The 21836-nt window shown below is 57.7% G+C and carries 28 protein-coding genes and 3 pseudogenes; 16 read left to right on the top strand and 15 right to left on the bottom strand.

Annotated features, from left to right (window positions below):
- A pseudogene (locus tag WM94_RS29500) lies at positions 1 to 178 on the bottom strand (IS5/IS1182 family transposase); the annotation flags it as partial.
- 68 nt (positions 179 to 246) lie between these two features.
- On the opposite strand from WM94_RS29500, the pseudogene WM94_RS30875 reads away from it, so the two are divergent.
- A pseudogene (locus tag WM94_RS30875) lies at positions 247 to 555 on the top strand (hypothetical protein); the annotation flags it as partial.
- Positions 556 to 1184: 629 nt separating this feature from the next.
- Here WM94_RS30875 and WM94_RS31205 read toward each other — a convergent pair.
- On the bottom strand, positions 1185 to 1304 hold the full coding sequence (locus tag WM94_RS31205; protein ID WP_161775571.1) for an AbrB/MazE/SpoVT family DNA-binding domain-containing protein: 120 nt from the start codon (positions 1302 to 1304) through the stop codon (positions 1185 to 1187).
- Between the two features lie 655 nt (positions 1305 to 1959).
- On the opposite strand from WM94_RS31205, the gene WM94_RS21790 reads away from it, so the two are divergent.
- From WM94_RS21790 to WM94_RS29490, 6 genes and pseudogenes are all read left to right on the top strand, one after another.
- A complete protein-coding gene (locus WM94_RS21790; RefSeq protein WP_004575510.1) occupies positions 1960 to 2157 on the top strand; it encodes a hypothetical protein in 198 nt (65 codons plus the stop codon).
- 51 nt (positions 2158 to 2208) lie between these two features.
- Positions 2209 to 3177 (top strand): HNH endonuclease signature motif containing protein, encoded by a 969-nt coding sequence (locus WM94_RS21785; RefSeq protein ID WP_232435431.1) that lies wholly within the window; start codon positions 2209 to 2211, stop codon positions 3175 to 3177.
- A gap of 120 nt (positions 3178 to 3297) precedes the next feature.
- Positions 3298 to 3618 (top strand): transposase, encoded by a 321-nt coding sequence (locus WM94_RS29495; protein WP_004575512.1) that lies wholly within the window; start codon positions 3298 to 3300, stop codon positions 3616 to 3618.
- The gene (gene tnpB / locus WM94_RS30870) at positions 3615 to 3950 is read left to right on the top strand and encodes an IS66 family insertion sequence element accessory protein TnpB (protein WP_004575513.1); all 336 of its coding nucleotides are present in this window, start codon (positions 3615 to 3617) and stop codon (positions 3948 to 3950) included. The genes WM94_RS29495 and tnpB overlap by 4 nt, the downstream gene beginning before the upstream one ends.
- Before the next feature lie 63 nt (positions 3951 to 4013).
- Positions 4014 to 5555: pseudogene (locus tag WM94_RS21775) on the top strand (IS66 family transposase).
- Positions 5556 to 5577: 22 nt separating this feature from the next.
- Entirely contained in the window at positions 5578 to 6162 is a 585-nt protein-coding gene (locus WM94_RS29490; RefSeq protein WP_080634931.1) for a nucleotidyltransferase family protein, read from the top strand.
- Positions 6163 to 6344: 182 nt separating this feature from the next.
- On the opposite strand, the gene WM94_RS21770 is transcribed toward WM94_RS29490, so the two are convergent.
- Positions 6345 to 6884, bottom strand: coding sequence for a hypothetical protein (locus WM94_RS21770; protein ID WP_004575516.1), 540 nt, complete (start codon positions 6882 to 6884; stop codon positions 6345 to 6347).
- 123 nt (positions 6885 to 7007) lie between these two features.
- On the opposite strand from WM94_RS21770, the gene WM94_RS21765 reads away from it, so the two are divergent.
- Together WM94_RS21765 and WM94_RS21760 are read left to right on the top strand one after the other, a co-directional pair.
- Positions 7008 to 7364 carry a hypothetical protein gene (locus WM94_RS21765; protein WP_004575517.1) on the top strand — a complete coding sequence of 119 codons (357 nt, stop codon included), beginning with the start codon at positions 7008 to 7010 and terminating at the stop codon, positions 7362 to 7364.
- A gap of 20 nt (positions 7365 to 7384) precedes the next feature.
- Complete coding sequence (locus WM94_RS21760) at positions 7385 to 7933, top strand: N-acetyltransferase (RefSeq protein WP_004575518.1); 549 nt, start codon at positions 7385 to 7387, stop codon at positions 7931 to 7933.
- A 538-nt stretch (positions 7934 to 8471) separates the two neighbouring features.
- On the opposite strand, the gene WM94_RS21750 is transcribed toward WM94_RS21760, so the two are convergent.
- Complete coding sequence (locus WM94_RS21750) at positions 8472 to 8678, bottom strand: hypothetical protein (protein WP_004575520.1); 207 nt, start codon at positions 8676 to 8678, stop codon at positions 8472 to 8474.
- Here WM94_RS21750 and WM94_RS21745 point away from each other — a divergent pair.
- Positions 8677 to 9018 carry a hypothetical protein gene (locus WM94_RS21745; RefSeq protein ID WP_004575521.1) on the top strand — a complete coding sequence of 114 codons (342 nt, stop codon included), beginning with the start codon at positions 8677 to 8679 and terminating at the stop codon, positions 9016 to 9018. The genes WM94_RS21750 and WM94_RS21745 overlap by 2 nt on opposite strands.
- Before the next feature lie 251 nt (positions 9019 to 9269).
- Here WM94_RS21745 and WM94_RS21740 read toward each other — a convergent pair whose 3' ends face one another.
- The 4 genes from WM94_RS21740 to WM94_RS21725 all read right to left on the bottom strand — a co-directional run bounded on the left by WM94_RS21740 (position 9270) and on the right by WM94_RS21725 (position 10861).
- Positions 9270 to 9518, bottom strand: a complete 249-nt coding sequence (locus WM94_RS21740) for a hypothetical protein (protein ID WP_004575522.1) — start codon at positions 9516 to 9518, stop codon at positions 9270 to 9272.
- The gene (locus tag WM94_RS21735; protein WP_004575523.1) at positions 9515 to 9754 is read right to left on the bottom strand and encodes a hypothetical protein; all 240 of its coding nucleotides are present in this window, start codon (positions 9752 to 9754) and stop codon (positions 9515 to 9517) included. The genes WM94_RS21740 and WM94_RS21735 overlap by 4 nt, the downstream gene beginning before the upstream one ends.
- Before the next feature lie 114 nt (positions 9755 to 9868).
- Positions 9869 to 10465, bottom strand: coding sequence for a hypothetical protein (locus WM94_RS21730; protein ID WP_004575524.1), 597 nt, complete (start codon positions 10463 to 10465; stop codon positions 9869 to 9871).
- Positions 10466 to 10561: 96 nt separating this feature from the next.
- On the bottom strand, positions 10562 to 10861 hold the full coding sequence (locus WM94_RS21725; protein ID WP_004575525.1) for a hypothetical protein: 300 nt from the start codon (positions 10859 to 10861) through the stop codon (positions 10562 to 10564).
- A gap of 681 nt (positions 10862 to 11542) precedes the next feature.
- Here WM94_RS21725 and WM94_RS21720 point away from each other — a divergent pair.
- Complete coding sequence (locus WM94_RS21720) at positions 11543 to 12616, top strand: HNH endonuclease (protein WP_004575526.1); 1074 nt, start codon at positions 11543 to 11545, stop codon at positions 12614 to 12616.
- Positions 12617 to 13354: 738 nt separating this feature from the next.
- Here WM94_RS21720 and WM94_RS21710 read toward each other — a convergent pair.
- The 4 genes from WM94_RS21710 to WM94_RS21690 form a co-directional block, all read right to left on the bottom strand.
- Positions 13355 to 13633: a hypothetical protein gene (locus WM94_RS21710; protein ID WP_004575528.1), complete on the bottom strand. Its 279-nt coding sequence runs from the start codon at positions 13631 to 13633 to the stop codon at positions 13355 to 13357.
- A gap of 435 nt (positions 13634 to 14068) precedes the next feature.
- Positions 14069 to 14542, bottom strand: a complete 474-nt coding sequence (locus WM94_RS21700; protein ID WP_004575530.1) for a hypothetical protein — start codon at positions 14540 to 14542, stop codon at positions 14069 to 14071.
- A gap of 200 nt (positions 14543 to 14742) precedes the next feature.
- The gene (locus WM94_RS21695) at positions 14743 to 15033 is read right to left on the bottom strand and encodes a hypothetical protein (RefSeq protein ID WP_004575531.1); all 291 of its coding nucleotides are present in this window, start codon (positions 15031 to 15033) and stop codon (positions 14743 to 14745) included.
- A 46-nt stretch (positions 15034 to 15079) separates the two neighbouring features.
- Complete coding sequence (locus tag WM94_RS21690; RefSeq protein WP_004575532.1) at positions 15080 to 15556, bottom strand: hypothetical protein; 477 nt, start codon at positions 15554 to 15556, stop codon at positions 15080 to 15082.
- A 250-nt stretch (positions 15557 to 15806) separates the two neighbouring features.
- Between WM94_RS21690 and WM94_RS21685 the strand changes: the two genes are divergently transcribed.
- Both WM94_RS21685 and WM94_RS21680 read left to right on the top strand, forming a co-directional pair.
- Positions 15807 to 16826, top strand: coding sequence for a hypothetical protein (locus tag WM94_RS21685; protein ID WP_004575533.1), 1020 nt, complete (start codon positions 15807 to 15809; stop codon positions 16824 to 16826).
- Positions 16814 to 17578, top strand: a complete 765-nt coding sequence (locus WM94_RS21680; protein ID WP_004575534.1) for a hypothetical protein — start codon at positions 16814 to 16816, stop codon at positions 17576 to 17578. Before WM94_RS21685 ends, WM94_RS21680 begins: the two co-directional genes overlap by 13 nt.
- 74 nt (positions 17579 to 17652) lie before the next feature.
- On the opposite strand, the gene WM94_RS21675 is transcribed toward WM94_RS21680, so the two are convergent.
- Positions 17653 to 17874, bottom strand: coding sequence for a hypothetical protein (locus tag WM94_RS21675; protein ID WP_016487020.1), 222 nt, complete (start codon positions 17872 to 17874; stop codon positions 17653 to 17655).
- Positions 17875 to 18073: 199 nt separating this feature from the next.
- Positions 18074 to 18316 carry a hypothetical protein gene (locus tag WM94_RS21670; protein WP_004575536.1) on the bottom strand — a complete coding sequence of 81 codons (243 nt, stop codon included), beginning with the start codon at positions 18314 to 18316 and terminating at the stop codon, positions 18074 to 18076.
- Between the two features lie 508 nt (positions 18317 to 18824).
- Between WM94_RS21670 and WM94_RS21665 the strand changes: the two genes are divergently transcribed.
- The 3 genes from WM94_RS21665 to dmeF all read left to right on the top strand — a co-directional run bounded on the left by WM94_RS21665 (position 18825) and on the right by dmeF (position 20671).
- Positions 18825 to 19325, top strand: coding sequence for an arsinothricin resistance N-acetyltransferase ArsN1 family A (locus WM94_RS21665; protein WP_004575537.1), 501 nt, complete (start codon positions 18825 to 18827; stop codon positions 19323 to 19325).
- A gap of 132 nt (positions 19326 to 19457) precedes the next feature.
- Positions 19458 to 19733 (top strand): metal/formaldehyde-sensitive transcriptional repressor, encoded by a 276-nt coding sequence (locus WM94_RS21660; protein ID WP_004575538.1) that lies wholly within the window; start codon positions 19458 to 19460, stop codon positions 19731 to 19733.
- A 20-nt stretch (positions 19734 to 19753) separates the two neighbouring features.
- A complete protein-coding gene (gene dmeF, locus WM94_RS21655; RefSeq protein ID WP_061552103.1) occupies positions 19754 to 20671 on the top strand; it encodes a CDF family Co(II)/Ni(II) efflux transporter DmeF in 918 nt (305 codons plus the stop codon).
- A 120-nt stretch (positions 20672 to 20791) separates the two neighbouring features.
- Here the strand turns inward: dmeF and WM94_RS21650 are convergent, their stop codons facing one another.
- Positions 20792 to 21727, bottom strand: a complete 936-nt coding sequence (locus WM94_RS21650; RefSeq protein WP_256207037.1) for an NAD(P)/FAD-dependent oxidoreductase — start codon at positions 21725 to 21727, stop codon at positions 20792 to 20794.
- Between the last annotated feature and the right edge of the window lie 109 nt (positions 21728 to 21836).

Below are 21836 nucleotides of genomic sequence, written 5' to 3'. Positions count from 1 at the left end.
GCATGGTTTCCAGAGGATAGGGTTTTCTACCGCCGCCGGCCTTGGGGTAGAACGGTTCGATCAGCTCCAGCAGGCCTGCCCAGGGCACCACCTGATCCATTTCGGCGAGGAAGCGCTCTCGGCGGGTTTGCTTGCGCTTGCCGGCGTACTCAAAGTCGGAAAAGCTCATCTGGCTCATGGGCGGCTCGGATCAGGTGTTGCGGGGATTCTCGCATAACTGAAGGCTTGTTCGGAGATTCCCTAGGGCAAGCCTGCAGAATCCTGCGGATTTCCCCGTCGACGTTCCGTCGCGCTGCGCAGGGACGGGAGTGTGGGCGCAGGCTAGACCTCGATCAGCAGCAGCGGATCGGGCTTGTCATCGGTATCCACGGTTCTTTGAGGGCTGCATTCAGCAACCAGGACAACGTGAGGGGCTTTCCAAGCTTCAGGAATGCCAACCCTTTCTTTGAAGGGCGAACTGCTCTGGAGATCATGGCCCAAGGAGACCTGATCTCTCTGTATGAGACCTATCGGCGCATCGAGCAGATCCACTGCGGCGAGATCATGGCTGGATGATGAGCAGCCGCAGTGAGGGGGAGGCGGGTTAGGCGACTAACTTCAGGCGAGGAGCGAGCGCCATGTAGTCTTGGGGCATGGTTGAAAGGATCGCGGCGACCTTTCCTGAGGCAGTCGCTCAGAGAGCAGTGCTTCAAGCTTGCCCAACCGCTCTTGGACGGCGATTGCACGATCCCATTGAACGCTGAATCGCTTGGCCGCGACTTTTTGTTCCACAAGCACCAGGTGTCGGTTGAGGTCATAGCTGTAGCGCATGGTGACCTTGCTCGACGCACCGCCATCGTCTGCCTCTTGGAAGGTCAGCTCGAACACCAAGCCCTGAGAGGTTTTCCGGGCCGATGAGCTCACTGGTCTCAGATGGAAAGCGTTTCTCCGAGTGGCGACGATCCTTCGGCGTAAGTGACGGCGGTGGGGTGTTCGTGCCGTCGGCGATGGCAGGTGACGAGACTGAGATGAACGTGATGCTCTGTGCATTTGGTGATGGTCAGAGCACTATTGTGCACCTGAATCACCATTTCGTGCCGAGTGACTGGCTGAAGCGCGAGTCCCCAAACACTTTGAATTGGTCGAGATGGTTGAAGACCGTGCACAAACTGCTTTGGCTGAGACCGGTCAGGCACAGTCAGCGGTTAGCCTGGATTAGGATCACGGATTGGCCTCAGCACGATCACGCTGTCGACAATCTCGATGCTGAGCTTGTCGCCCACGGCAAGGCTCAGCTCTTTCAGGATGTCTGGGGGTAACTCCACGATCACATCCCCCGAGCCATCACCAGGGTCCTGACATTTGACCGTCGTGCGCGCTGATTGGGCCATGAGGGGTCTCGAAGGGTTCACCTGTGCCATCGTACACCCACAGGCCTATTCAATGATCACCACGCTACCGAACGGCGATGGGGCGACTTGGCGTGCGGTACATGGCCACAGGTGAGGTCGCTTTGAGCGGGCTTGTCGCTGGTTGTGTCAAACTATATTCCGCGCAACGGGGTGCCTTTTTTCGATGGGGCATCTGCTTGTGTCAAACTATGATTCGATCGCAGCGGTAGGCCTTATCGCTGGAGGCCGCGAATTTCAGTGGGCTCTGTGTCAAACTATATTGCGAGCCCCCACCGATCCAGTCGAAGGCGAGGTTAGCAGCGCTGTAGCTGCATACAAAATGGCGTTGGTGAGGACCCATTATCGGAACTGGGCACATCGTCTTGCCTGCTGGGCGCGGGGCCGTGAAGCGCTTCGGCGTGAAGCTGTTTTGAGCAACACGAGAAAACATGCTCAAGAAGTGGTTAGCAGATCGCCCGAGCATCGCGCAGTCCTGAAGAAAATCGTCAAATCGCAGCCGAACGACATTGCCGAAAAAGACAATCTGCTGTCACTTTTGGCTGGCAGCTTGGAATTATAGGAAACCGGTATGGCAATCGAGACGACTCTGTATGTGGTAGGTGGCCTGCTGCTGACGTGCATGGTGTTCAACTGCGGCTACCGCCTTGGGAAGCTGCGCGGCATGGAAGAGACGCACACAAGCTCAACGCTTCGTTTGTCGGTGCTCGCCAGCGGGCCCCGGTCTGCCCTGGAGCAGCTTGTATCAACCAACGGCCCGAGCAGCTAGGAAGTCGGACCATGAAGTAGTGCCAATCAAGGTGTCTGTTGGAGAGTATCGTTGTCCAAGTCATCACCCCGTCAGTTCCGAGGCTCAGAAAGCCTCGCGGCTGAACAGCGCTCCCGCGCAACTGTGCGGCCATTCCTGGAAGCCTGCGGCTTCGTGGTGACCGAAGCTCGCCTGATCCCCACTGGCGCAGCATTCCAGCAGATTGTGTCTTTCCACACCCCTGATGGTGATGACGTTAAAGCTCGGGTGCGCCTGTGCTGGCGGCGTGATGGTCGCAACCAGAATGAGCAGAAGTATTCTGCGGCGCAGTTGACTGCAAGTCTTCGGCCTGGTGGCTGGGACGCCACCTTGGAATATGTGAAGGACAGAGACCTCGCCCAGGGCATCACCCACAATTTGCTATTTCAGCGTGACGGCGAGACCGTGGTTTATGCGGCCCTCATCCCGATAGGTGCGTTGCATCCGATCTGGAATCGGCAGCGAGAGGTGAGCGATGAGCTCCTACGCAGGGGGCTGAAAGGAAGCATCACGAAGAACCATGCCCAGAACGGGAAAAGTCCAACTCTGTGGCTTCAGGATGATCGGATGCCGGATACCCACCAGGTCGCGGATGTGTTGTGGCAATGGCCAGGTGTTGTCGATCTCGCCAAGCTGGTTGGGTTCCACCTGAAATCACATGACCCGGACGACACCTTCGACGATTGCCCGATGCCGGACTATTCAGCGTTAGGCCGTGACTTGGGGGAGAGGGTGAGCACCGTTAGGTCTCACGTGAAACGAGACCCTAAGGTACGACTGGCGGTTCTGGAACGAGCTCGGTACCGCTGTGAGCGATGCACTGAAAGTCGATCATTTCCTGGCTTCCTGGACGTCCACCACGTGCTAGGTGCCGACGTGTCGGATCGATTCTACAACTGCGTAGCGCTATGCCCGAATTGTCATCGAGAAGCTCACTATGGCGAGAATCGAGATGAACTGAACCAGCGGCTTCTGGAGTACGCGTCCCAGTTTCGAGCGTGAACGGCTTCTGCAGACTGTAGGTAAGCGTCCGGCGAACTCACCTTCCGAACTCCAGCATTAAGGGCGATGGTGTCCGCGTATTTTTAAGCGGACGCGATCACCCTTATCGCCAGGATTTCCATGCGCCAACGAAGCTCTTATCCGAAACCATTTAAAGCCCAAGTCGTGCGGGAATGCCTGCAACCTGGCGCAACGGTGTCCAGTGTCGCCATCAGCCACGGCATCAATGCCAACGTCATCCGCAAATGGATGCCGCTCTTTCGAGACCAGCCCGCAGCAACCTCGCTACCGGCATTTGTTCCGTTAAAGGCCGCACCTAAACGGCCAGCCGATTCGTCAGTGATCATTGAGGTGCCCATGGCCGGGCAATTGATAACTGTGAAATGGCCAGCCTCGGATCCTGAGGGCTGCGCACAATTCATTCGGGCTGTCGCTCAATGATCCGCATCGATGCGATCTGGCTGGCCACCGAGCCGATGGACATGCGCGCCGGCACCGAAACGGCATTGGCCCGAGTGATCGCGGTGTTCGGTGCGGCGAAGCCGCACTGCGCTTATCTGTTCGCCAATCGCCGGGCTAATCGAATGAAAGTGCTGGTGCATGACGGCGTGGGCGTCTGGCTTGCAGCGCGGCGGCTGAATCAAGGCAAGTTCCACTGGCCCGGCATTCGCCATGGCTGCGAGGTCGAACTCGACAGCGAACAACTCCAGGCTTTGGTGCTGGGCCTGCCGTGGCAGCGCGTCGGCGCAGGCGGTGTGATCAGCATGCTGTAACCGCCGGCCATTTGGCCGGTCTGCTTGTCGTCGTTCTGCGCCTGCTCTGGCACAATCGGCGGCATGACTTTCTCGCCCAACCTCGACCAGATGACTCCGGAACAGCTTCGTGCCTTGGCGGCACAGGCGTTGCAGTTGCAGTCCTAGGTCGAGGCGATGAGCAGGAAGATCCAGAACGATGAGATCCTCATCGAACAGTTCAAGTTCGAAATCGCCCTGCTCAAACGCCACAAGTTTGCCAAGCGCAGCGAGCAAATCAGCCCGGCGCAAGGCAGCTTGCTGGATGACCTGCTCGATACAGACCTTGAAGCGATCGAGGCCGAGCTGAAACAGCTTCTTCCCGCTTCGTCACAGGCCGAGCCACGGCAATCGCCGAAACGTGCCCCATTGCCGCCACAGTTTCCACGCACGGTGATTCGTCACGAGCCAGAAAGCACCCAGTGTTGTGCCTGTGGCTGCCAACTTCAGCGCATCGGCGAAGATGTCAGCGAAAAGCTGGATTACACGCCAGGCGTGTTCACGGTCGAGCAACATGTGCGTGGCAAATGGGCCTGCCGTCAGTGCGAAACCCTGACTCAGGCGCCGGTGCCGGCGCAGGTTATCGACAAAGGTATTCCGACCGCAGGCTTGCTGGCCCACGTCATGGTGGCCAAGTTTGCTGATCACTTGCCGCTCTATCGGCAGGAGAACATCTTCGGCCGCGCCGGGCTGGCAATTGCTCGTTCGACCTTGGCCCAGTGGGTCGGACAGACCGGAGTGCGACTCCAGCCGCTGGTCGATGCTCTGCGAGAAGCGGTGCTGAAGCAGGGCGTGATTCACGCTGACGAAACACCGGTTCAAATGCTTGCGCCAGGCGAGAAGAAAACCCATCGGGCCTACGTCTGGGCCTACAGCAGCACGCCGTTTTCGGCGTTCAAAGCCGTGGTATACGACTTCAGCCCAAGCCGTGCGGGCGAACATGCGCGCAACTTCCTGGGCGACTGGAACGGCAAGTTGGTCTGCGATGACTTCGCTGGCTACAAAGCTGGTTTTGAGCAAGGCATCACTGAAATCGGCTGCATGGCCCACACCCGCCGCAAGTTTTTCGATCTGCATGTTGCGAACAAAAGTCAGTTGGCCCAACAAGCGCTGCACTCGATAAGCGGCTTGTACGAGATCGAACGCCAGGCGCGGGACATGAGTGATGAAGATCGTTGGCGAATACGTCAGGAACTGGCGGTACCGATCAGCAAAACACTGCATGACTGGATGTTGGCTCAGCGCGACCTGGTGCCCAACGGCTCAGCCACAGCTAAAGCCCTCGATTACAGCCTGAAACGCTGGGTAGCGATGACGCGCTACCTGGACGATGGGGCTGTGCCCATCGACAACAACCAAGTCGAGAACCAGATACGGCCATGGGCACTCGGGCGCTCGAACTGGTTGTTTGCCGGGTCGCTGCGCAGTGGTAAACGAGCGGCTGCGATCATGAGTTTGATCCAGTCGGCGCGCATGAACGGGCATGATCCGTATGCCTATCTCAAAGATGTGCTGACGCGGCTTCTGCCGACACAGCGGGCAAGTGAGATTGGGCAGCTGCTGCCGCATCAGTGGGTGCAGGCCTAGCTTCAACGGGGTGATCTTCCAAGTGGACAATAGCTCGACAATCCAAGCAATCATTTCGGATGACCCCATTCGGCGTAGGATGCTCGAAATAGTGCGCTCCTTGAACTTGCCCGACTGCTGGATAGGAGCAGGTTTCGTCCGAAACGCGGTTTGGGATCATCTGCACGGTCGCAGCTCATCTACGGTCTCAACAGACGTTGATGTCATCTGGTTTGATGCCACACGTTGCACACCCGAGCAAGATGAAGCCCTAGAGGCAGCCCTCAGAGACCTAGACCCGAACGTACTGTGGTCTGTGAAAAACCAAGCGAGAATGCATGTTCAGAACGGCGATGAGCCCTATCAGTCGGCGACCGATGCAATGCGTTACTGGCCAGAAACTGCCACAGCACTAGCGATAAGACTGCGGGAGGACGGCACATATGAAATCGCTGCGCCGTTGGGCTTTGATGATCTTTTTGACTTGATAATCCGGCCAGCAGGAAGGTTCGCTACGGATAAAAATGCTATCTATCAAGACCGCGTCACGTCCAAAAACTGGTTGAAGATTTGGCCAATGCTTACGCTCTCGGGGCTATCTCCTAGACCTTGCGTCAAGGTGACTTAACCGGACGCTTACGACTGTAGCGCTCTCTGCTCTCTACTATGATGCGCAGCGTTGGGGCTACTACGCAGGCAGGGTCGCGGAAATGACGGGAGTGAGCGTCGACGAGATGGGGCGTGAGATCGACGAGGCTATTGAAACCAAAAGCGCTGCCGGCGATTAGTTAGCGGTCTTGGTACGCCCGATCACATTAGCGCGATCATCGCCTGGGTGATTGTGCAGCTGTGCTCCTTGGCGTAAGCCTCGATGGTTGCCATCTTGCGGACGTTGGCGAGGGTCTTGCGGGCCTGCTTTTGGCCGGACTGGATTCCGCCGAGAGACTGGTCCTTTGCGGGCTTCGTTCGCTTCGGCTTAGGCGGGAGAGGTGCCCGCCATCCCTCACGGTTGAAGTTTCTGCCCGCCTCGGGATCCCCATCGTGCTTGTACTTGTGCTCTGAGCCTTTCCCCTTGATGTGGGCGGGCAAAACGATGAGCCCGGTGGACAGGTATTCCTTGAGCAGTTGACGGGCCTGGGTCACCACCTTTGTCTTACTGATACCGCCATTCCCCGCGGCCGTACCCGCGGAGCCGTTCATCTGCATGCCCTTGAGCTTGCAGAGCTTGTACAGCAGCTTGTAGGCGTTCTCGCACCCAGTGACGCGAACCTCGGCAGCCATCAGCTCATCGATCACTGCCTGGAGCGGGTGGGCACCGGCTGGGTTTGTGGCCTTTAGTTCTTCAGTCATAGGGTTCTGGGGGTGGAGTAGGGCAGCAAATACTACCTGCAATAGGTTAGGTGCTGAAGGTGCCCCGTGGCTTTCGCAGCTGATAAAGTGCTCGCCGTTACAATCACCCAAGGATGGCAATCTATGTCGTTTCGCATCGCCGATCTGTATGACCAAAGTTACAGCTGTGCCGGCTGCGCTACGAGCGGTCTCGATCGCAGCGCGGTCAACGCGAGCACTTGGACCTGCCTGACCTGCGGCGAACGGCTTTGGATCGCGATGAGCGACCCCGCTGGCAACAGCTACCTGGTGGAGCGTCTCCCGGCCAAGGTTCTGGTAGTCGGTGACCAGGTGGTGTATCAGAAGCCCCGTGGCCTCGAGGCCGGTGAAGTCAGGGCATCGGGTCCTGGAAAGCGCAAAGGGAACTGGTGGTTCTTGGCGGTGGAGCGGTTTGGTTCCGATCATGTTGAGCCAGAGCGTTACATCAACCGCGCGGTCTGACCCTGCAAAGGCCCTTCGTCATGAGTGACCAGATGACCTTCGACCCGATTCGCGACTTCTTCCAGCGCCGTCAGGGAGCCCTGTTGGATGTCCAGGCGAGGGCATTGCAACTGGTCATCGATCGCAGTGAGCCCGTACGCGGCAATTTCTGTTTCCCAGGCCCGGATATCGACGCGGCCATCCAGCATCAGGGCGAGCACATTGGGAGGGTCTGGTATGGCTTCAGCCCGCTGCAGGATCGCCTCTACATTTACGATATCGAGATCAATTCGAGGTACCAAGGACGAGGCTTCGGCCAGGTGGCATTGTGGCTTTTATGGTCACGGAATCAACTGCCATTAACGCCGCTGTACGAGGTCATGAGGTCGCACGGCTTCTGGGCCAAAGTGCGAAAGCGCTTCGCCGCCGCCGGCGTCACCCTCACCCGCGACTTACGAACTGGAGAGCAAGAAGTCGAACAGCAGCGCTGGCAGCATCTGGTATCGGAGACCGACGCAGAGCGTCTCAACCGTGAATACTGGGAAGGGGAGGCCGCTAAGCTATCTGCCGGCCAGTTGAACAGCGACTAGCTAAGGCCGGGCACCCACGCAAATCTGGTGAGTGCCCTCGGCAATCATTACGAACTGCGCCACCTGGTGCAGCCGGGCGTCAGCTGATGCTGATCGGCGCGGCCAGCTGCTGGAGGCGGCCGTTGTTTGCCTTGACCAGGCGCAGCCCATATCCAGGCCACGCTAGTGCGTGCCGTAGGCCATGGATAGAGCTCCTATGGCTAACATGATCGCACCGCCAATCAGCACGACGTACTTCAACTTGCCGGGCTCATCGACCGTTACCCCATCACGGTATACCCGTGTGGTATCGCATCGAGAGCAATGTTGGTTACGCTCATAGACATCCGCCACGCCCCCGCCACTGTCCACCCACTGGTGTCTCAACCAGTAACATTCCTTTTTCGCTACCATTGATTATTTCCTTGTCTTGGCGCGAAAGCCGCGCCTTTCTAACGCATAAGCCCAGCGCATGGCCTGGTGTTAGGCGGTACCAGCAATTTTCATCGTTTTTGCCCATCGCACAACAGGCGGTAGTAGCAATTGTCTGGCCAGCTGCCTATGCCAAAGCGAGGGCATCTTGATTGACCGTCGCCTGAAGGCGCTGACTGATCCGCTCCAACTCCTCCTGGACAATCGTGATCTCTGCTTCGGTCAAGGTGGTGCCGGGCTGTTGATGGCTCGCTTCTGTATTCTGGAGCAGGCCTGACGCAAAGTTAGGCGCGAACGCGATTGCTACTCGTACCCTTGGCTTCTCAGCTGCCATGGTCATTTGTCCACTCTGGCGGCTACGCCGCAATCCAGCGCTCAACGCTGCCCTTGCTTCCGCATCGAATTGGCCGCAGGCCCTGCAGGCGGCGCTCAATGCTGTTGAACGGTCGGGTGCTTATCGGCTCGCAACCCGTTGGCAGTGGCTCGCCGCTTTCGATTCGATCTGGGACGCCTGCGATGCGTTCGAAGCCCTCGAGTTGCTGGTGGTGTGTGAAAAGCAGATAGCAGACTTGATCAAGCGTGAGATCAAGCGTGTCCCGCGGCATTCATTCGGCTTGAAAGTGAACCCGGCCTTCTGGTCAGCCCTTACGGCGTTGCTTTCGGTGCTTCCTTGAAGCAGTTCGTCGCAGGCTTCTTTGAGTGCCTGCTGGACGTGTTCAGGGCTCGTGCCATACACGTTGAGCGAGATATGAACTTGAAAAGGTAATTGCGCTGACATTGAGTGCTCCCCCGTGAGTCATGAAGTAACAGATTGTGGGCTGCCGCTGGTCTACGGCACCCGGATTCGGCATAAGCTTGCCGAATCTGCAGGTTTTCCCAGTAATCAGATTTCAGTGCTACCAATCCACTGGCCGTCCAAGAATCCTCATTTCCCTTCTCCTATTGCTGGTTGCGCAGGTACTGCGTGCCAGTTGATTCCGCTGCCAATGATGCTGGTAGCGGCCAGTTTGGCACCGCGAGCGCTGGCGTAGCGTCGGGGCAATTCCAGCCAGGCGGGGCTGCCGTTATGGCGCGTGCTGCAGGTAAGAGTGAACGGCAAGTGGCTTCGATTGTGCAACTCGATGCGCAGTTGATCACCACCCTCGGTTGCAGTGAACAGGGTGCGGCCGGTCATGTCGGCGTCCCCGCCCCCGCAGCTTGGGCGAGCTCGTCAGGCTGATAGTGCAGCTCCCAGGTTGGGTGAAACGGCATGGTGTGGCGCACACCGTCGAGCTGAATGTTGAGGTGGCCACCGCTCGCAGCGCTGCGGATCGTACCGTACTCCCGCTTGCCGCAGCCGGTGTACAGGACCCGCATGCCGCGTTTGGCCGGCACGCCATAGTTTTTGCGGACCCATTTCATGTTTGCCATGGTTCGTACCCTTCAGAATCAAAGCCAAGTACCGCTGCAGCAGCTACTTGCAAATGCCGCTGCGAGCACAGGCTGCCATGCACTCCTGAAACCGCAACGCCGGCTTCCGGCAGTCTAGAGGAGCTTGTTTGGGGACGGGCCTTTGTAGAAGCCTTCGGTCTGCGCCAGGATGCGCCTGGCGCGGGAGTGAATGGCGTCTTGAGCCTCGTCTGATAACAGCGGATGAGCCGCCGCATAGTAGGCCCCATACATCTCAAAGGTACTTCGCGGGAAGGCGAGAATCGGTAATCGCTTCCCAAGCATGCGCAGTACTCTGATCGTTGCCATGTAGAACCCGATGAAAAAGGCAGGGATACCAAATACAGGGTTGTGCACGACCACGAAGTACTCCTTGAACGCAGCGACGACCTCTGTCGCTTCAGGGTCGCGTTCGAAGGCAAACACCGCTTGGAGTGCCAGCGGACGAAGAAACATCGCCAGGGCTACAGCAGTCATTGCTGCAATTGAAAGTAGGCCCACTTCCTTGGCTGACTGCGCGTGAAGGTCATAGCGCACGGAGGAATACACGCGGTAACCGTAGCTAAGAAGAATGCCCCAAAAAATGGGCCGGGGGTTCGCCAAGTCTGCGGTATAGGCAGACAGCAAAATGTAGAACACCACGGTGCAGATTGCGACAACGAGGCACCAGGCTTGTTGTGAACGTAAGGGCATTGTTTACCTCGGAGTGGGTGTTGAAAGCACGTTTGGACTGCCGGCCTTCGCAAGTGGATGCCTGGCCACTGAATGGTATCTTCACCGTGGTAGGTATCAGCTGTCCGAACCGCCCCAGATCACGGTGCTGATGTCGATGAAGATCGGGTTGTCGATGGCATCCTGTGTTTCGGCGTGAGCCCCGTGCCAGCCGCCGTCGCACCATGCCTCTTGCATAAGGTCAGTGACCTTGTTGGGATCAACAGTGTTGTCGGGATTGAGCGGCAGGCAGCACAAGTCGCCGTCGATGATCGCCACGGCCTCGCCGCCGTCCTCTTTGTCGAGGCGCAGCGCTTTACCTGGGTTTTGCTCGAGCAGTGCTCGGTAGGTGGACATGGCGCTTTTGTAAGTCAGCATCGCGATTTTCCCTTGGTCACAATCAAGGGGAAGCCTCGCACGGACCGCTGAAAGCGCAACCCACCTCCGGCGCCTGGAGATTCCGACGCGCCTGGTTGCTAGACCGGTCTGAAACTGCGGTAGGGAGGAAGCTCGATCTCGGTGCCGGTTGCAACGTCCTGCCATATTGGGCGCATGTGCTGCCCAAGGCCAACAAAGCGAAGGACAAGGTTGCGCCCGTCGGAGAGGGTAAAGTGGTATTCACGACCTGGGGTAAAGCTCGCCATTAGGGATCCTCGGTTCAGCGTCCGTGTGAGTTAAATTCCTTTTACGACCTCGGCCACGGTTTCTTGAGTGGGACGATGGGGTAGAGGGCAACTTTCCAGGGTGACGAGCGTACCCGAGGAGACCTTGTAGTGCACCTGGCAATCCGAGAGTGGTTACGAAACTTTGCGCTAGCTCAAGCGCCTTGAGTGTGCCTGGTCCTGAGCGTTGGTTTGAGGCCTCCGTGCTGACAAAATCTGGTGGTGCGTTACGGTATACTTTGGGCTGCCATTACATGAGTGACGGACCACCGTGAGAACACCGGCCAGCCGGCCACGGGCCAAGCCCGGCCGAAAAATATCCAAACCGGGTAATTCGCGCACTACGTTGGTCGGGTACCGTAGTTGGTATCGGCACGTTCACGAGTTCATCACCTATATGGCTGAAGACCGCGATGGCTTGGTAACCGTCGATGGCATTTCGATTTCTCATCATTTGGCGCCGTATTCAGCCGGCAAGTTCTCCGCCGCCCTTGACGATGATCCACCGTGGCATCTGTACGCCCTCCAGGTCGAAGACCTTCTTGAATTCACCACTGATGACCTGGTGCAGGCGTGGGCGTGCCGCTCGCAAAGCTGCGGATCGAAGGAAGCGGCGGCGGAGATGTATGCGCTGGTCAGGGTGCTGGAGGGCATTGACGAATATTACGCCGGCGCCAGCGCCTACATTAGTCATCCAGAGGTCGTGGCCATCTTCGCGGTCGCGGACCAGGAAGAGCTGACGGATCAGGAAGAAGCAACAGTGGCGCCGGTGCATGTCCCTGACGCGGCGAACAGCGACGCAGCAGGGCTCACGCTGGCGGCCGTGAGCGAGCTCACCGTGGATGAACTCAGAAAGGCCTGGGACAACCGGCCGGAAAGTTTCGCATCGTTGGAAGCCGCGGCCGAGACATTGGCGATACTCCGATCGCTGACCGCAGAGGCACCTGAGAAACCCAGCTACCGCCGGATGCTCCAGCACGAGTTGGTTCTTGAATTGGAGGATGTCCTGCCTTCGGAGGTTCAGGCGCAAGCGCCTGCAGCTGCTCCTGCAGCGGAGCTGGCCTTACTCACGGTTGATCGGAGGGCTGTGCGCTCCCAGGTCGCAGTTATCCGGCCTGGGCAGGGGAATTTTCGGACAGCGATGCTGGAGCGATACGGTGCGGAGTGCTGCATCACCGGGTGCACGGTCGACACCCTGCTCGAGGCGGCTCACATCATTCCCTATCGCGGGGATCAAACGAACGACGTCACCAACGGCCTGCTGCTCAGAGTCGACCTGCACCGGCTGTTCGACGCGCACCTGGTGACGATCAATCCGCGTTCACTCACTGTCGAGGTGGCAAGCTCAGTGAACGATGCCGGGTACCAGGCCTATCATGGGAAGCGCCTTTTCGCTCTCAGCCCCAAGCCTCGAATCCTCTTTCTTGAGGCCCACTATCAGGCGTATGAGAAAGCCCGCCTTTGTCCCTGACGACTGCGTTTCACACCTGACAGTTGAACGACCCAGTTCTGACTGCACCGTGACGCGCCGCATTGAGCCCCTAGTACTGTCGGCCCGCTATCTGTTTGTGTGTCGCAGGGAGCACACGAGGTGCCAGGCTAGGCAGCCACACCTACCGCTGCCATTCCCAAGGCCCAGACGTCGAACGCCATCGGAGAAACTGGTCACATGCCGTAAGGTAAGTACTGTCGGCGAAGGCTCTTCGAATCAGTCAGAAGTGGTAGTAGACGCCCACTGCGATCAGAGCTCCTGTAGCAAAGAGTACGGCATGCCCGCGCCCGCTTGACTGAGCTAGCCATGCCCGAACATGGGCCTCACCAAAGCAGATCCAGCGGACGAGGATCCTCACGTTCATCATTATCAGTCCGCCGAAAAGCGCCGCTGAAAGGCCAAGCCAGATGTGCTCGAATGTGGCGCTGCCGACTATGACCCTGACGACCACTAAGGACAGCAACAGCAACACAAGCACCCGTGGCACGCGATCCCCACTCGGACCGCCGACTCTTTTGCTGCGGCCAGTGCAAGTCTCGCTATGTATGGGATTGGAGCGTTTGCCAAGCCCGGTGCACGCCCCATATTTGCCGTTCTGTTTCATTCTCTATAGCTCTATCGTGGTTCGGGATGTAGCTCAGCGCCTCCAAGGAGGACGCGGTACTTTGCACGGCCTTAGGGTAGCGGCGATGGCCACGCATGGCGTGCAGGGTTGGATTACCTGCTTTTCGGCACCGGCTCAGCAGCCTTCACTTGGCAACGTTCAGGCTTGCCTTCATGCAGCGAGGGGGTGATTCCTGATGGGCCATTCGATTGCCGTGTAATCAGGTACAGCTGATCGCCGATACACGCTTTTATGATCGTCTTCCCCAGGGCCCCACCGATGTAAATGGTTTCAACAGTCTCGGCGGGAGTTTTTGAATCTGCCAGTGTCTGGCTCGACAAGCCCAGCAGTAAGAGGGCCGCACAGGCCCAGGTACCGAGTTTCAGTTCCATACGAAGCGCTTCTCCGTGTTCGTGGGGGGGCGGGGCTCGCCCTCGGTTCAACTTCGGCAGATGCGGCACCGCGGGGGCCGCGGGTCATCCCTACTACTGGAAGTCAAGAAAACCGGGATGCTCAAGATCGACTGTGATGCTGCTCTCGGTCCGATCCATGCCCTCAAACCGTTTCGCCCATGACCGTCGCTGGGCCGGTGTCTTCGCAGCGCACGCACGCTCATGCCTACCACGCCAAGCCTTGCAAAGCCCCTGCATGTCGCGATTGAAGATCGAGAACAGGCGATACTCCGCGCCGCAGTGGGAGCAGCGAGCACTGCCAGTATTCCTGGCCATATCTTTCCCCTGCTTACCCCGGAATGTACTGCCGTTGAGCGCCGGGCGGGCTGAATTGACGACGGGTTTGCCTGGGGCAGGGCGCCGGATCGAATGAGCTCATGGTGTCCTCCGTGGCTCTCTCGTCATTTCACGAGCCAGGTAGCGATCACGTTCGGCCCGGTAGTCGTGATAGAAGGTGAAGAGGCTTGCGGCAGCGGTAAGAACGCCCCCCGCTGCTGCGAGGCGGTACACCCATTTCAGGTGGATTAAGCCGAACCACACGCACATCCAGGCGATAGCGCCACATACGCAAGCAGCAAGCAACGTGAAGCCCAACGTCAGCAAGACAGCCTGAACTCCGCTTAACTCGCTCGCCAGCTCAGGCACGGTCGGTGATGTTTGATGATCCTGTGCCTCCCGGTCGAGGCAGAGATTTGCCAGGGCGCGGCGCTCAAGCAGGTGATGCAGTGTTTTTGCGTCTCTGGCTGCATCAGCACAATCGCGGTCCAGGGCCGACTCAAGCGCCTGCTTGAGCCATTGACTCGACGCCGGCGCTGCGAGGATGGTGTTAATTTCAGATTCAGTAGTCATTGCGTTCCCTTCAAAGCCGTTCGAATGTCGACTTCCAGGAATCTTCCTCCATTGCGCGAAAGCGCAAGGGGCAAATGGATACCGTCATTGGGGCGAATAGCCAGGCGAGGGCAGCGTGTTCAGAGAAGAAGTCAAAGTCGATCGCTGCCGGCAACCGTACGCCTTCTGGTACACGGGGTGACCATTCAGACGTGGGCCGGTTACTTCTCGCGAGAATGGTGCTCGATGCAGGCGACTTTGCTCTCGAAAACCTGCTCGTCCCCGGAAAGGTCTAGCGGGATGCGAAGTCGCTCAGCCGTTCGCACAAATGCGTTTTCCTGGCCATTGATGAGCATGTGCCCAGCGCACTGCATGTCCGTCTTCTTGTCGCAGACGAACGAGTCGGCAGCGAGAATTTCGATGATCCGATCCTTGCCCAACCAACCCCGCAAAGAGTCCTTGCGAAACGGGCAGTCTCGGCAGGGCTTCTTGATGTGAGGCAGGTTGGACATGGCTCTGAAATTCCGTGAAGCCCACGCGGGCTGGGGCGGTGGTATGTTACAGCCGGTCGATGAAACGGGACACAGCTTCAATGGTCGGTTCGGCAAGCTCGTGGTAGGCACGGAAATGGAAGCCTTCCTCTTCTCCTTCCCACTCCGCCAGCTCATCAGCATCGAACGACCAGCGTTTGCCGGCATGGGAGAACTCTACGGGACCAAAGGAGAGCAGCCATTTCACTACAACTGCGCGCACATCCGGATGGTCTGAGGCAAACAGCCCGGCGGCGAGGCTGTCGCTGCCTACATCGGCCAAACGCTCGTACCAGATAGCACCATCCCACTCCTCGACCGAGTCGTCATGCAGAAAAGCGACTTGTTCCGCTGCGCTCTCGGCCAGCTTCAGCAGTGTGGCGTACCCCACGGCCACGAGGGTGCGGTCGAGATGTTCGGCATTGGCCTCCGCGTGGCTGAAGATGGCGTGAAGCAGTACGCCCACGTCCTCTGCATCTTTGCGGCGTTCGTTGGTGAGAATCATGGGGAAGTCTCCTGTCGGTTTGGGCTTGAGAGCCTTGCTCGTGTTGAGCACATTGCTAGGGTTCTTTACGCTGTGAGATGACAGTCTCACGAGCCTTCGGAAGTGCAAGGCAATGTGGCTTCCCAATTTTTCTGGATAATGTCGTAACCCATCTGAGACCCCAGTATTTCCTAGGCTGTAACATACTTTTTTGACGTGTAACCTACGGTGAGTTACAGTGAAAAAAACAGAGTTACAAGGTGCCGGGGATATGTCGAATCTACAGGACGACGCGAAGACCTACATCGAGGCTGTCCTCGGTGTGTCAGCGCACCTTGAACCGGTGGGATTCAAGGTGTCTTTCAACATCCGTGACAGCTACAAAATGTTCGAGTTGACCATTCCGCTGGCGAGCAACGCGGTTGTCGCCTTGGTCCTGTTGGTCCCTCGGGATGAGAAAGATTATCCAGGCATCGTAAAGCTGCAAAAGCACGTCGACCTGGTGCGTAAAGCTTCCAATCGGATCATCACCTACGTTTGCAGGTCCCTGACGACCCAGGACCGTCGGAGTCTGATCACGCATCAGGTCAACTTTATCCAACCTGGCTTCCAGATGTTCATCCCGGAGTTGGCGCTGGACCTGAGAGAGAACTTTCGTCAGCGACGAGAACAGGGTGAGGTCGCGGCCCTCCTACCAGCCGCTCAGGCAATGCTGCTCTCCTGCCTCTATGGTGGTAACACCGAAGACACGCTATTCACCACAAACGCTCTGATGGGCGACCTCAACTACAGCCGAATGACCTTATCCAGGGCAGTCGATCAGCTGACATCGCTATCGTTGATAGCCCCTGCGAAAAGCGAGCTGCAGTGGAGTACCTACGCCTTCAACGCATCACCTGCAGAAGTCTTCAGCAAGGCCAAGCAATACCTGCGGTCGCCCGTCAGAAAGAAAATTGGCATTACTCGCAATGCTATCCGGTCGGCACCCGGTGTCTTCCTGGCCGGAGAAACTGCTCTCGCCCAATACACGATGCTTGCGGAGCCGAAGCAAGCGGTGTGGGGGATGACGAAAAAAGTGTTCACCGACATGCTGGCGCTTCAAGCGTTCAAGATTGCCGAGTCGGTGGACACCATTGAAGAGTGCGTTGAGATCTGGGCGTATCCGTCACTCTACGAAAGACACCATATCGCCGACGAAGCTTCGTTGCTTCTGAGCTTGGAAGACAACCCCGACGAACGCATTCAGATTGCGTTGGATGAACTCAAGGAGAAGGTTACATGGCTAGCGTGAGAGGCCTAGAACTGTTCGGACACCACTTCCGCGACTTCCGTGATCGCTACGTACTGATCGGTGGCGTGGCCTCCGCTCTGGCAATGGAGGATGCGGGCGATAGCTTCAGGGCTACTAAAGACCTGGACATCGTTTTGGTGGTCGAAGCGCTGGATGCCGGATTCGTCGCGCATTTCTGGTCGTTCATAGACGCGGGTGGTTACCAGATCAGGCTGAAAGGCGGCGAAAAACCCTGTTTCTATCGCTTCGATAAGCCCACGGATGAGGCCTATCCGGCCCAGATCGAACTTTTCTCGCGGGCGCCGGACGGTCTAGACCACGAAGAGAACGCAACACTGATCCCGATCCCTACGGACGAAACGGTCTCCAGCTTGTCGGCGATACTCCTCGATGATGCTTACTACCGCCTGCTTTTAACCGGCCGCTTGGAGAATGGTGAGTTGTCCTACATCGGCGCTGACCGCCTGATCCCGTTCAAGGTCAAAGCATGGCTTGACCTGTCTGAGCGGAAGAAGAACGGGGAGCAGGTCGAAAGCAAGCACATCCGAAAGCATCGAAACGACGTCCTGGCGCTGACCGGTTTGCTGGATGGCGAGGTCACTGAGCTGCCGGAAAGCATCATGGCCGACATGAAACTCTTCCTTGAACTGTTGCCTGCTGAAGACGTCGATTTCAAGCAGCTCAACCTCAAAACCAATATGGCAACGATCATCGATCGCCTTGGGGAATCCTTCGGACTGACAACCGCCTGACGTTTTCGCTCAGAGGCGCGACAGGCCTATCTGAAGCTCTTGGGAGCCGTCAGATCCCAAGGGCATGGGGAGCATCACCTGGCGTGCTTCTCCAGCAATGCATCCAGCGCGGTGGCCAAGTCAAAGGCGGCCCACTGGTAGGCGACAAACAGTTCAGCACTGCTCATTGATTCGCCGTGCCCTTGTCTCAGGTGTTCCGCGCGGGCAGCGCGGTAGCGATTAACGGCATCGACGGTGTGTTGATCAAAATGAACGTGGAACGGCAATTTCAATACGGTGGTGGGGAGTGTTGGCATTTTCTGGTCCATTGCTCAGGAAAAACTTAACTTTCCCTGGCAATGGCGGCCGTAGTCGATCAGCTATTTCAACAACAGCTGTAGGAAATGTCGCCACTGAGGGTAAGGAGTCACCGGCGCTGGTTCAAGCCGACCTTCGCTTCACCTGGATGTCGGGCCGGAACGAAGGTGGGGAGGTAACCTGCCATACTCCCCTCGTTCAGCTTCTGGGGTTGAGTGCGGGATCTTCCAGCTGATACTGGTCGACCCGATCCAGCACCTCCAGGTCGATCAGCCCCACGGCCCACAGGCCATGGACAAAGCCCCGGAAGGCCTGCGGCTGATAAACCGGGGTATGCGCCTCAAGGTCAGCGACATAGACCAGGACGGCTTCCGCCGCGCCGGCGAAACGCGCCGGGTCGTACTGCGCCGACTGCTGCAGATATGCCTGCAGGTAACGCACTTCAACGCCTTGTGGGGTGCTGCTCGTAGACGGGCAATCCTCTCCCTATTTTCTTGCAAGAGCTCGCAGCGCATTAAAACGAGAAACTCGCCCTTTCTTGTTCAGCGCAACGGACAAGGCAACTCCGATTGCTTGTAGTGGTGCAGCTACAGTTATCAAGGTCACGAATGCTGCGAGGAAGTAATCCTTCATCTGGTCAGTGGTTAACGCCTCTTATGCCGACTAAATCTGTAAACAAAGGCGGCATCTCGTTGAAAATGGCTGACTTTCCCACTCAGTACGAGATCAGAAAAGTCACAAACGAGGTTTTTCGAGCCCACAGTTTACAGATCCAGAGCTAGCCAACCAGAGGTGCCTCAATACTCGGGCTCAGCAATGCCGCCATACCTTCACTGAGGGGATCAGGAGGATTACGGCGAGCAGTGCAAACAAGTAGTTGGTGGGAATGAGGCCGAGCAATTGGCCGCCAATCCAGCTCGTTGTACGCACCAATCGAAAAGGAAGCCAGATGCACATCCGCCACGCTCAACTCGGTGATATTCAGGCCATTGCCGAGATCTACAACCAAGGGATCGAAGACCGTAGCTCTACGTTCGAGACCCAGCCGCGCACCTCCATGGATGTGCAGCCCTGGATTGCCGAGATGCCTCACTATCCGGTGCTGGTCGTCGAGATCGACGGCGCGGTAGTGGCGTGGGCTAGCCTGAGCAGCTACCGCGCGCGTTCGTGCTACGCTGGCATCGCCGACTTTTCGATCTACCTACGCCGTGATATCCGAGGACGCGGCATCGGCAAGACGCTGCTGTCCGCATTGTTGAGCGAAGCCGAGGCACGCGGATTCTGGAAAGTCCTATCCCGTATTTTCACCTCCAACGTGGCGAGTCTCGCGCTCTGCCAGTCCTGTGGTTTTCGGATAGTTGGAGTCTACGAAAAACACGCCCGCCTTGAAGGACACTGGTTGGATTGCGCGATTGTTGAACGAGTCTTTCCCGCGAACCAACACCCCTGACCCTCACCTGCCCCGCACAGTTGAGGCCGATCTCCAAAAGGGAGCCGGAGTTGATCCCGTTGGCCATTTGTCTTGCATAGGTATAGGGGCTATGCCTATCATGCGTGATGCATAGGTAGGGGGGGGTATCTCGTGGGTCATATCGCAGCAAATAAAGACGATCTTCTCAAGCGCGTAAAGCGTATCGCCGGTCAAATCCAAGCCGTGGAACGGGCATTGGAATCGGATCTCGATTGCGCCAAAACTTTACACCTTGTTGCCGCCACTCGCGGAGCCATCAACGGCTTAATGGAGGAAATCATCGAGGACCATGCGCGGGAGCATGTTGCTAACCCTGCGCTTAGCGAAGAAGAGCGTAACAAGGGTGTCGAAGAGCTTCTTGAAGCCATTCGCCGATACTCCAAGTGAACGCGTCCAGGTATTCAGTCATGAGCAGCACCAACATCAACCACACACACGACCACATGTTCCTTGGCTCAGCGCACGATGAAAATGCCAAGCGCACGCTTTGGGTCGTGGCACTGACCGTTGTAATGATGGTTGGCGAGATTACCGCTGGCTATATCACGGGTTCGATGGCGTTATTGGCCGATGGCTTTCACATGGCAACCCATGCCGGAGCACTGGGCATCGCGGCGGCGGCATACAGATATGCAAAACGCCACGCTTCCAGCCAACGATACAGTTTCGGTACCGGGAAGGTGGGAGACCTGGGTGGATTTGCGTCGGCACTGATTCTTGGCATGGTCGCTTTGGGAATAGGCGTTGAGTCTTTCGTGCGCCTCTTGCAGCCAACAGACGTTCAGTTCGTCACCGCTACGCTAATCGCGATTGTCGGTTTGATCGTAAATATTGTCAGTGCCCTGTTACTGGGTCACGGGCACAGCCATAGTCACGATCATACTGATCATGACCATGTTCATCACGGGAATGACAACAACCTGAAGTCGGCCTATGTCCACGTCATTGCAGACGCGCTAACTTCGGTGCTAGCTATTGTCGCATTGCTCGCCGGTCGATATCTCGGTTGGGTGTGGCTGGACCCAGCCATGGGTATCGTAGGTGCCATCGTCATCGGACGTTGGGCGTGGACATTAATGAGGGTGACCGCAGGCGTGCTGCTGGATCAGACAGACGTGCATGTCGCCGAGGAAATCCGCGAATTGGTTGAGAAGCCAGGGGATGCCACTATTACAGACCTGCACGTCTGGCGGGTCGGACCGCAAGCTCATGCGGCAATCGTCAGCGTTCTTGGCGAAGTCACTGCAGACGCTGACAGCATACGTGAACGCCTCAAACCGGTTCACGAAGTCAGCCATCTGACGGTCGAGTATCGATCGGTCTGATTAGCACCTCCGCACTCTAAGTCTCAAGGAGCCGCAATTTCTTTCGGGAAATGTGAATCGGCGCAAATCGAATGCCGGTATATCTAGCCTTACACCGATGCATACGAAACAGTAAGCTGGTCAATTGCAGTGCAAATGACTGCTCAAGTGATGAAGCATTCGAGGTGCCAGGTAATCGGCGTCATTACCCACGCCTCTGATCGTTGCAGAGGCAAAGTTCCTTTGTTTGGGTAAGCCGACGAAGTACAAACCAGGCACCAGACTTGCCACTCCATTGCGCTGTAGCACACGTCCACTCCGGCCTTCGACTGGGAGTTGTGTCAGAAAATCGAGGTTTGGCCGGAAACCGGTGGCGAAGATCAGCGCATCAACCAGGGTGGTGCTTCCGTCTGGCCAGACCACCCCCTCAGACAGCGCCTCCTGGAACATCGCTTTGCGCTGGAGTCGTCCGGTGTCCAGGGCCTTCCGGTATTTGCCGGTGTCCAGCACAGGCGTGCTCTGGTCACTCAGCCACCGCGTGTGCTCCAACCGGGTGAGTTTCAGCCAGGCATGAAAGTCGAGCCCCAGGATCCGCTGCGGGAAAAATCGGATCCTCTCGCGGGTCGCCAGCACTACCTGCGCAACGCCGGCAAGCTCATAGGCAATTTGAACAGCCGAGTTCGCCGCGCCGACCACGACGACACGCTGGCCAGCAAAGGCCTCAGGCGTTCGATACGCCGAGCTGTGCAGACAGATCCCTGAAAAGCTTTCCATGCCAGGAATGTCAGGCATGTACGGACGGCTGAAGCCCCCCGATGCCACGACCACCGCACGCGCCGTGAAGGTCGATCCGTTGGCGGCGCGGACCTCAAATGCCTTGTCCTTCTGCACGACATCCAGCACTCGGGTACCGCCCTCAAAAGGCATCTGAAACTCGGCGGCGTATGACTCCAGGTACTGCACCACGTCGTCTCGCAGCGGATAACTCTTGGGATCACCGGGAAACACCATCCCCGGTAGTGCTGAATACTCCGCCGGGGAGAACAGCTGCAGGCTGTCTGCGGATTCCACGGTCATCTGGCCACCCATTCCATAAGCATCTGACCACCGATTCCACGGTGATCCGGCCACCCATTCCACGCGTATCCGACCACTGATTCCACGGTCATCCGGCCACTCAACCGGG

The organism is Pseudomonas sp. ABFPK (assembly GCF_001586765.1).
GTDB lineage: Bacteria > Pseudomonadota > Gammaproteobacteria > Pseudomonadales > Pseudomonadaceae > Aquipseudomonas > Aquipseudomonas asiatica.
The sequence above is the reverse complement of the archived record's forward strand: the minus strand, read 5'-3'. Positions and strand labels throughout refer to the sequence as shown.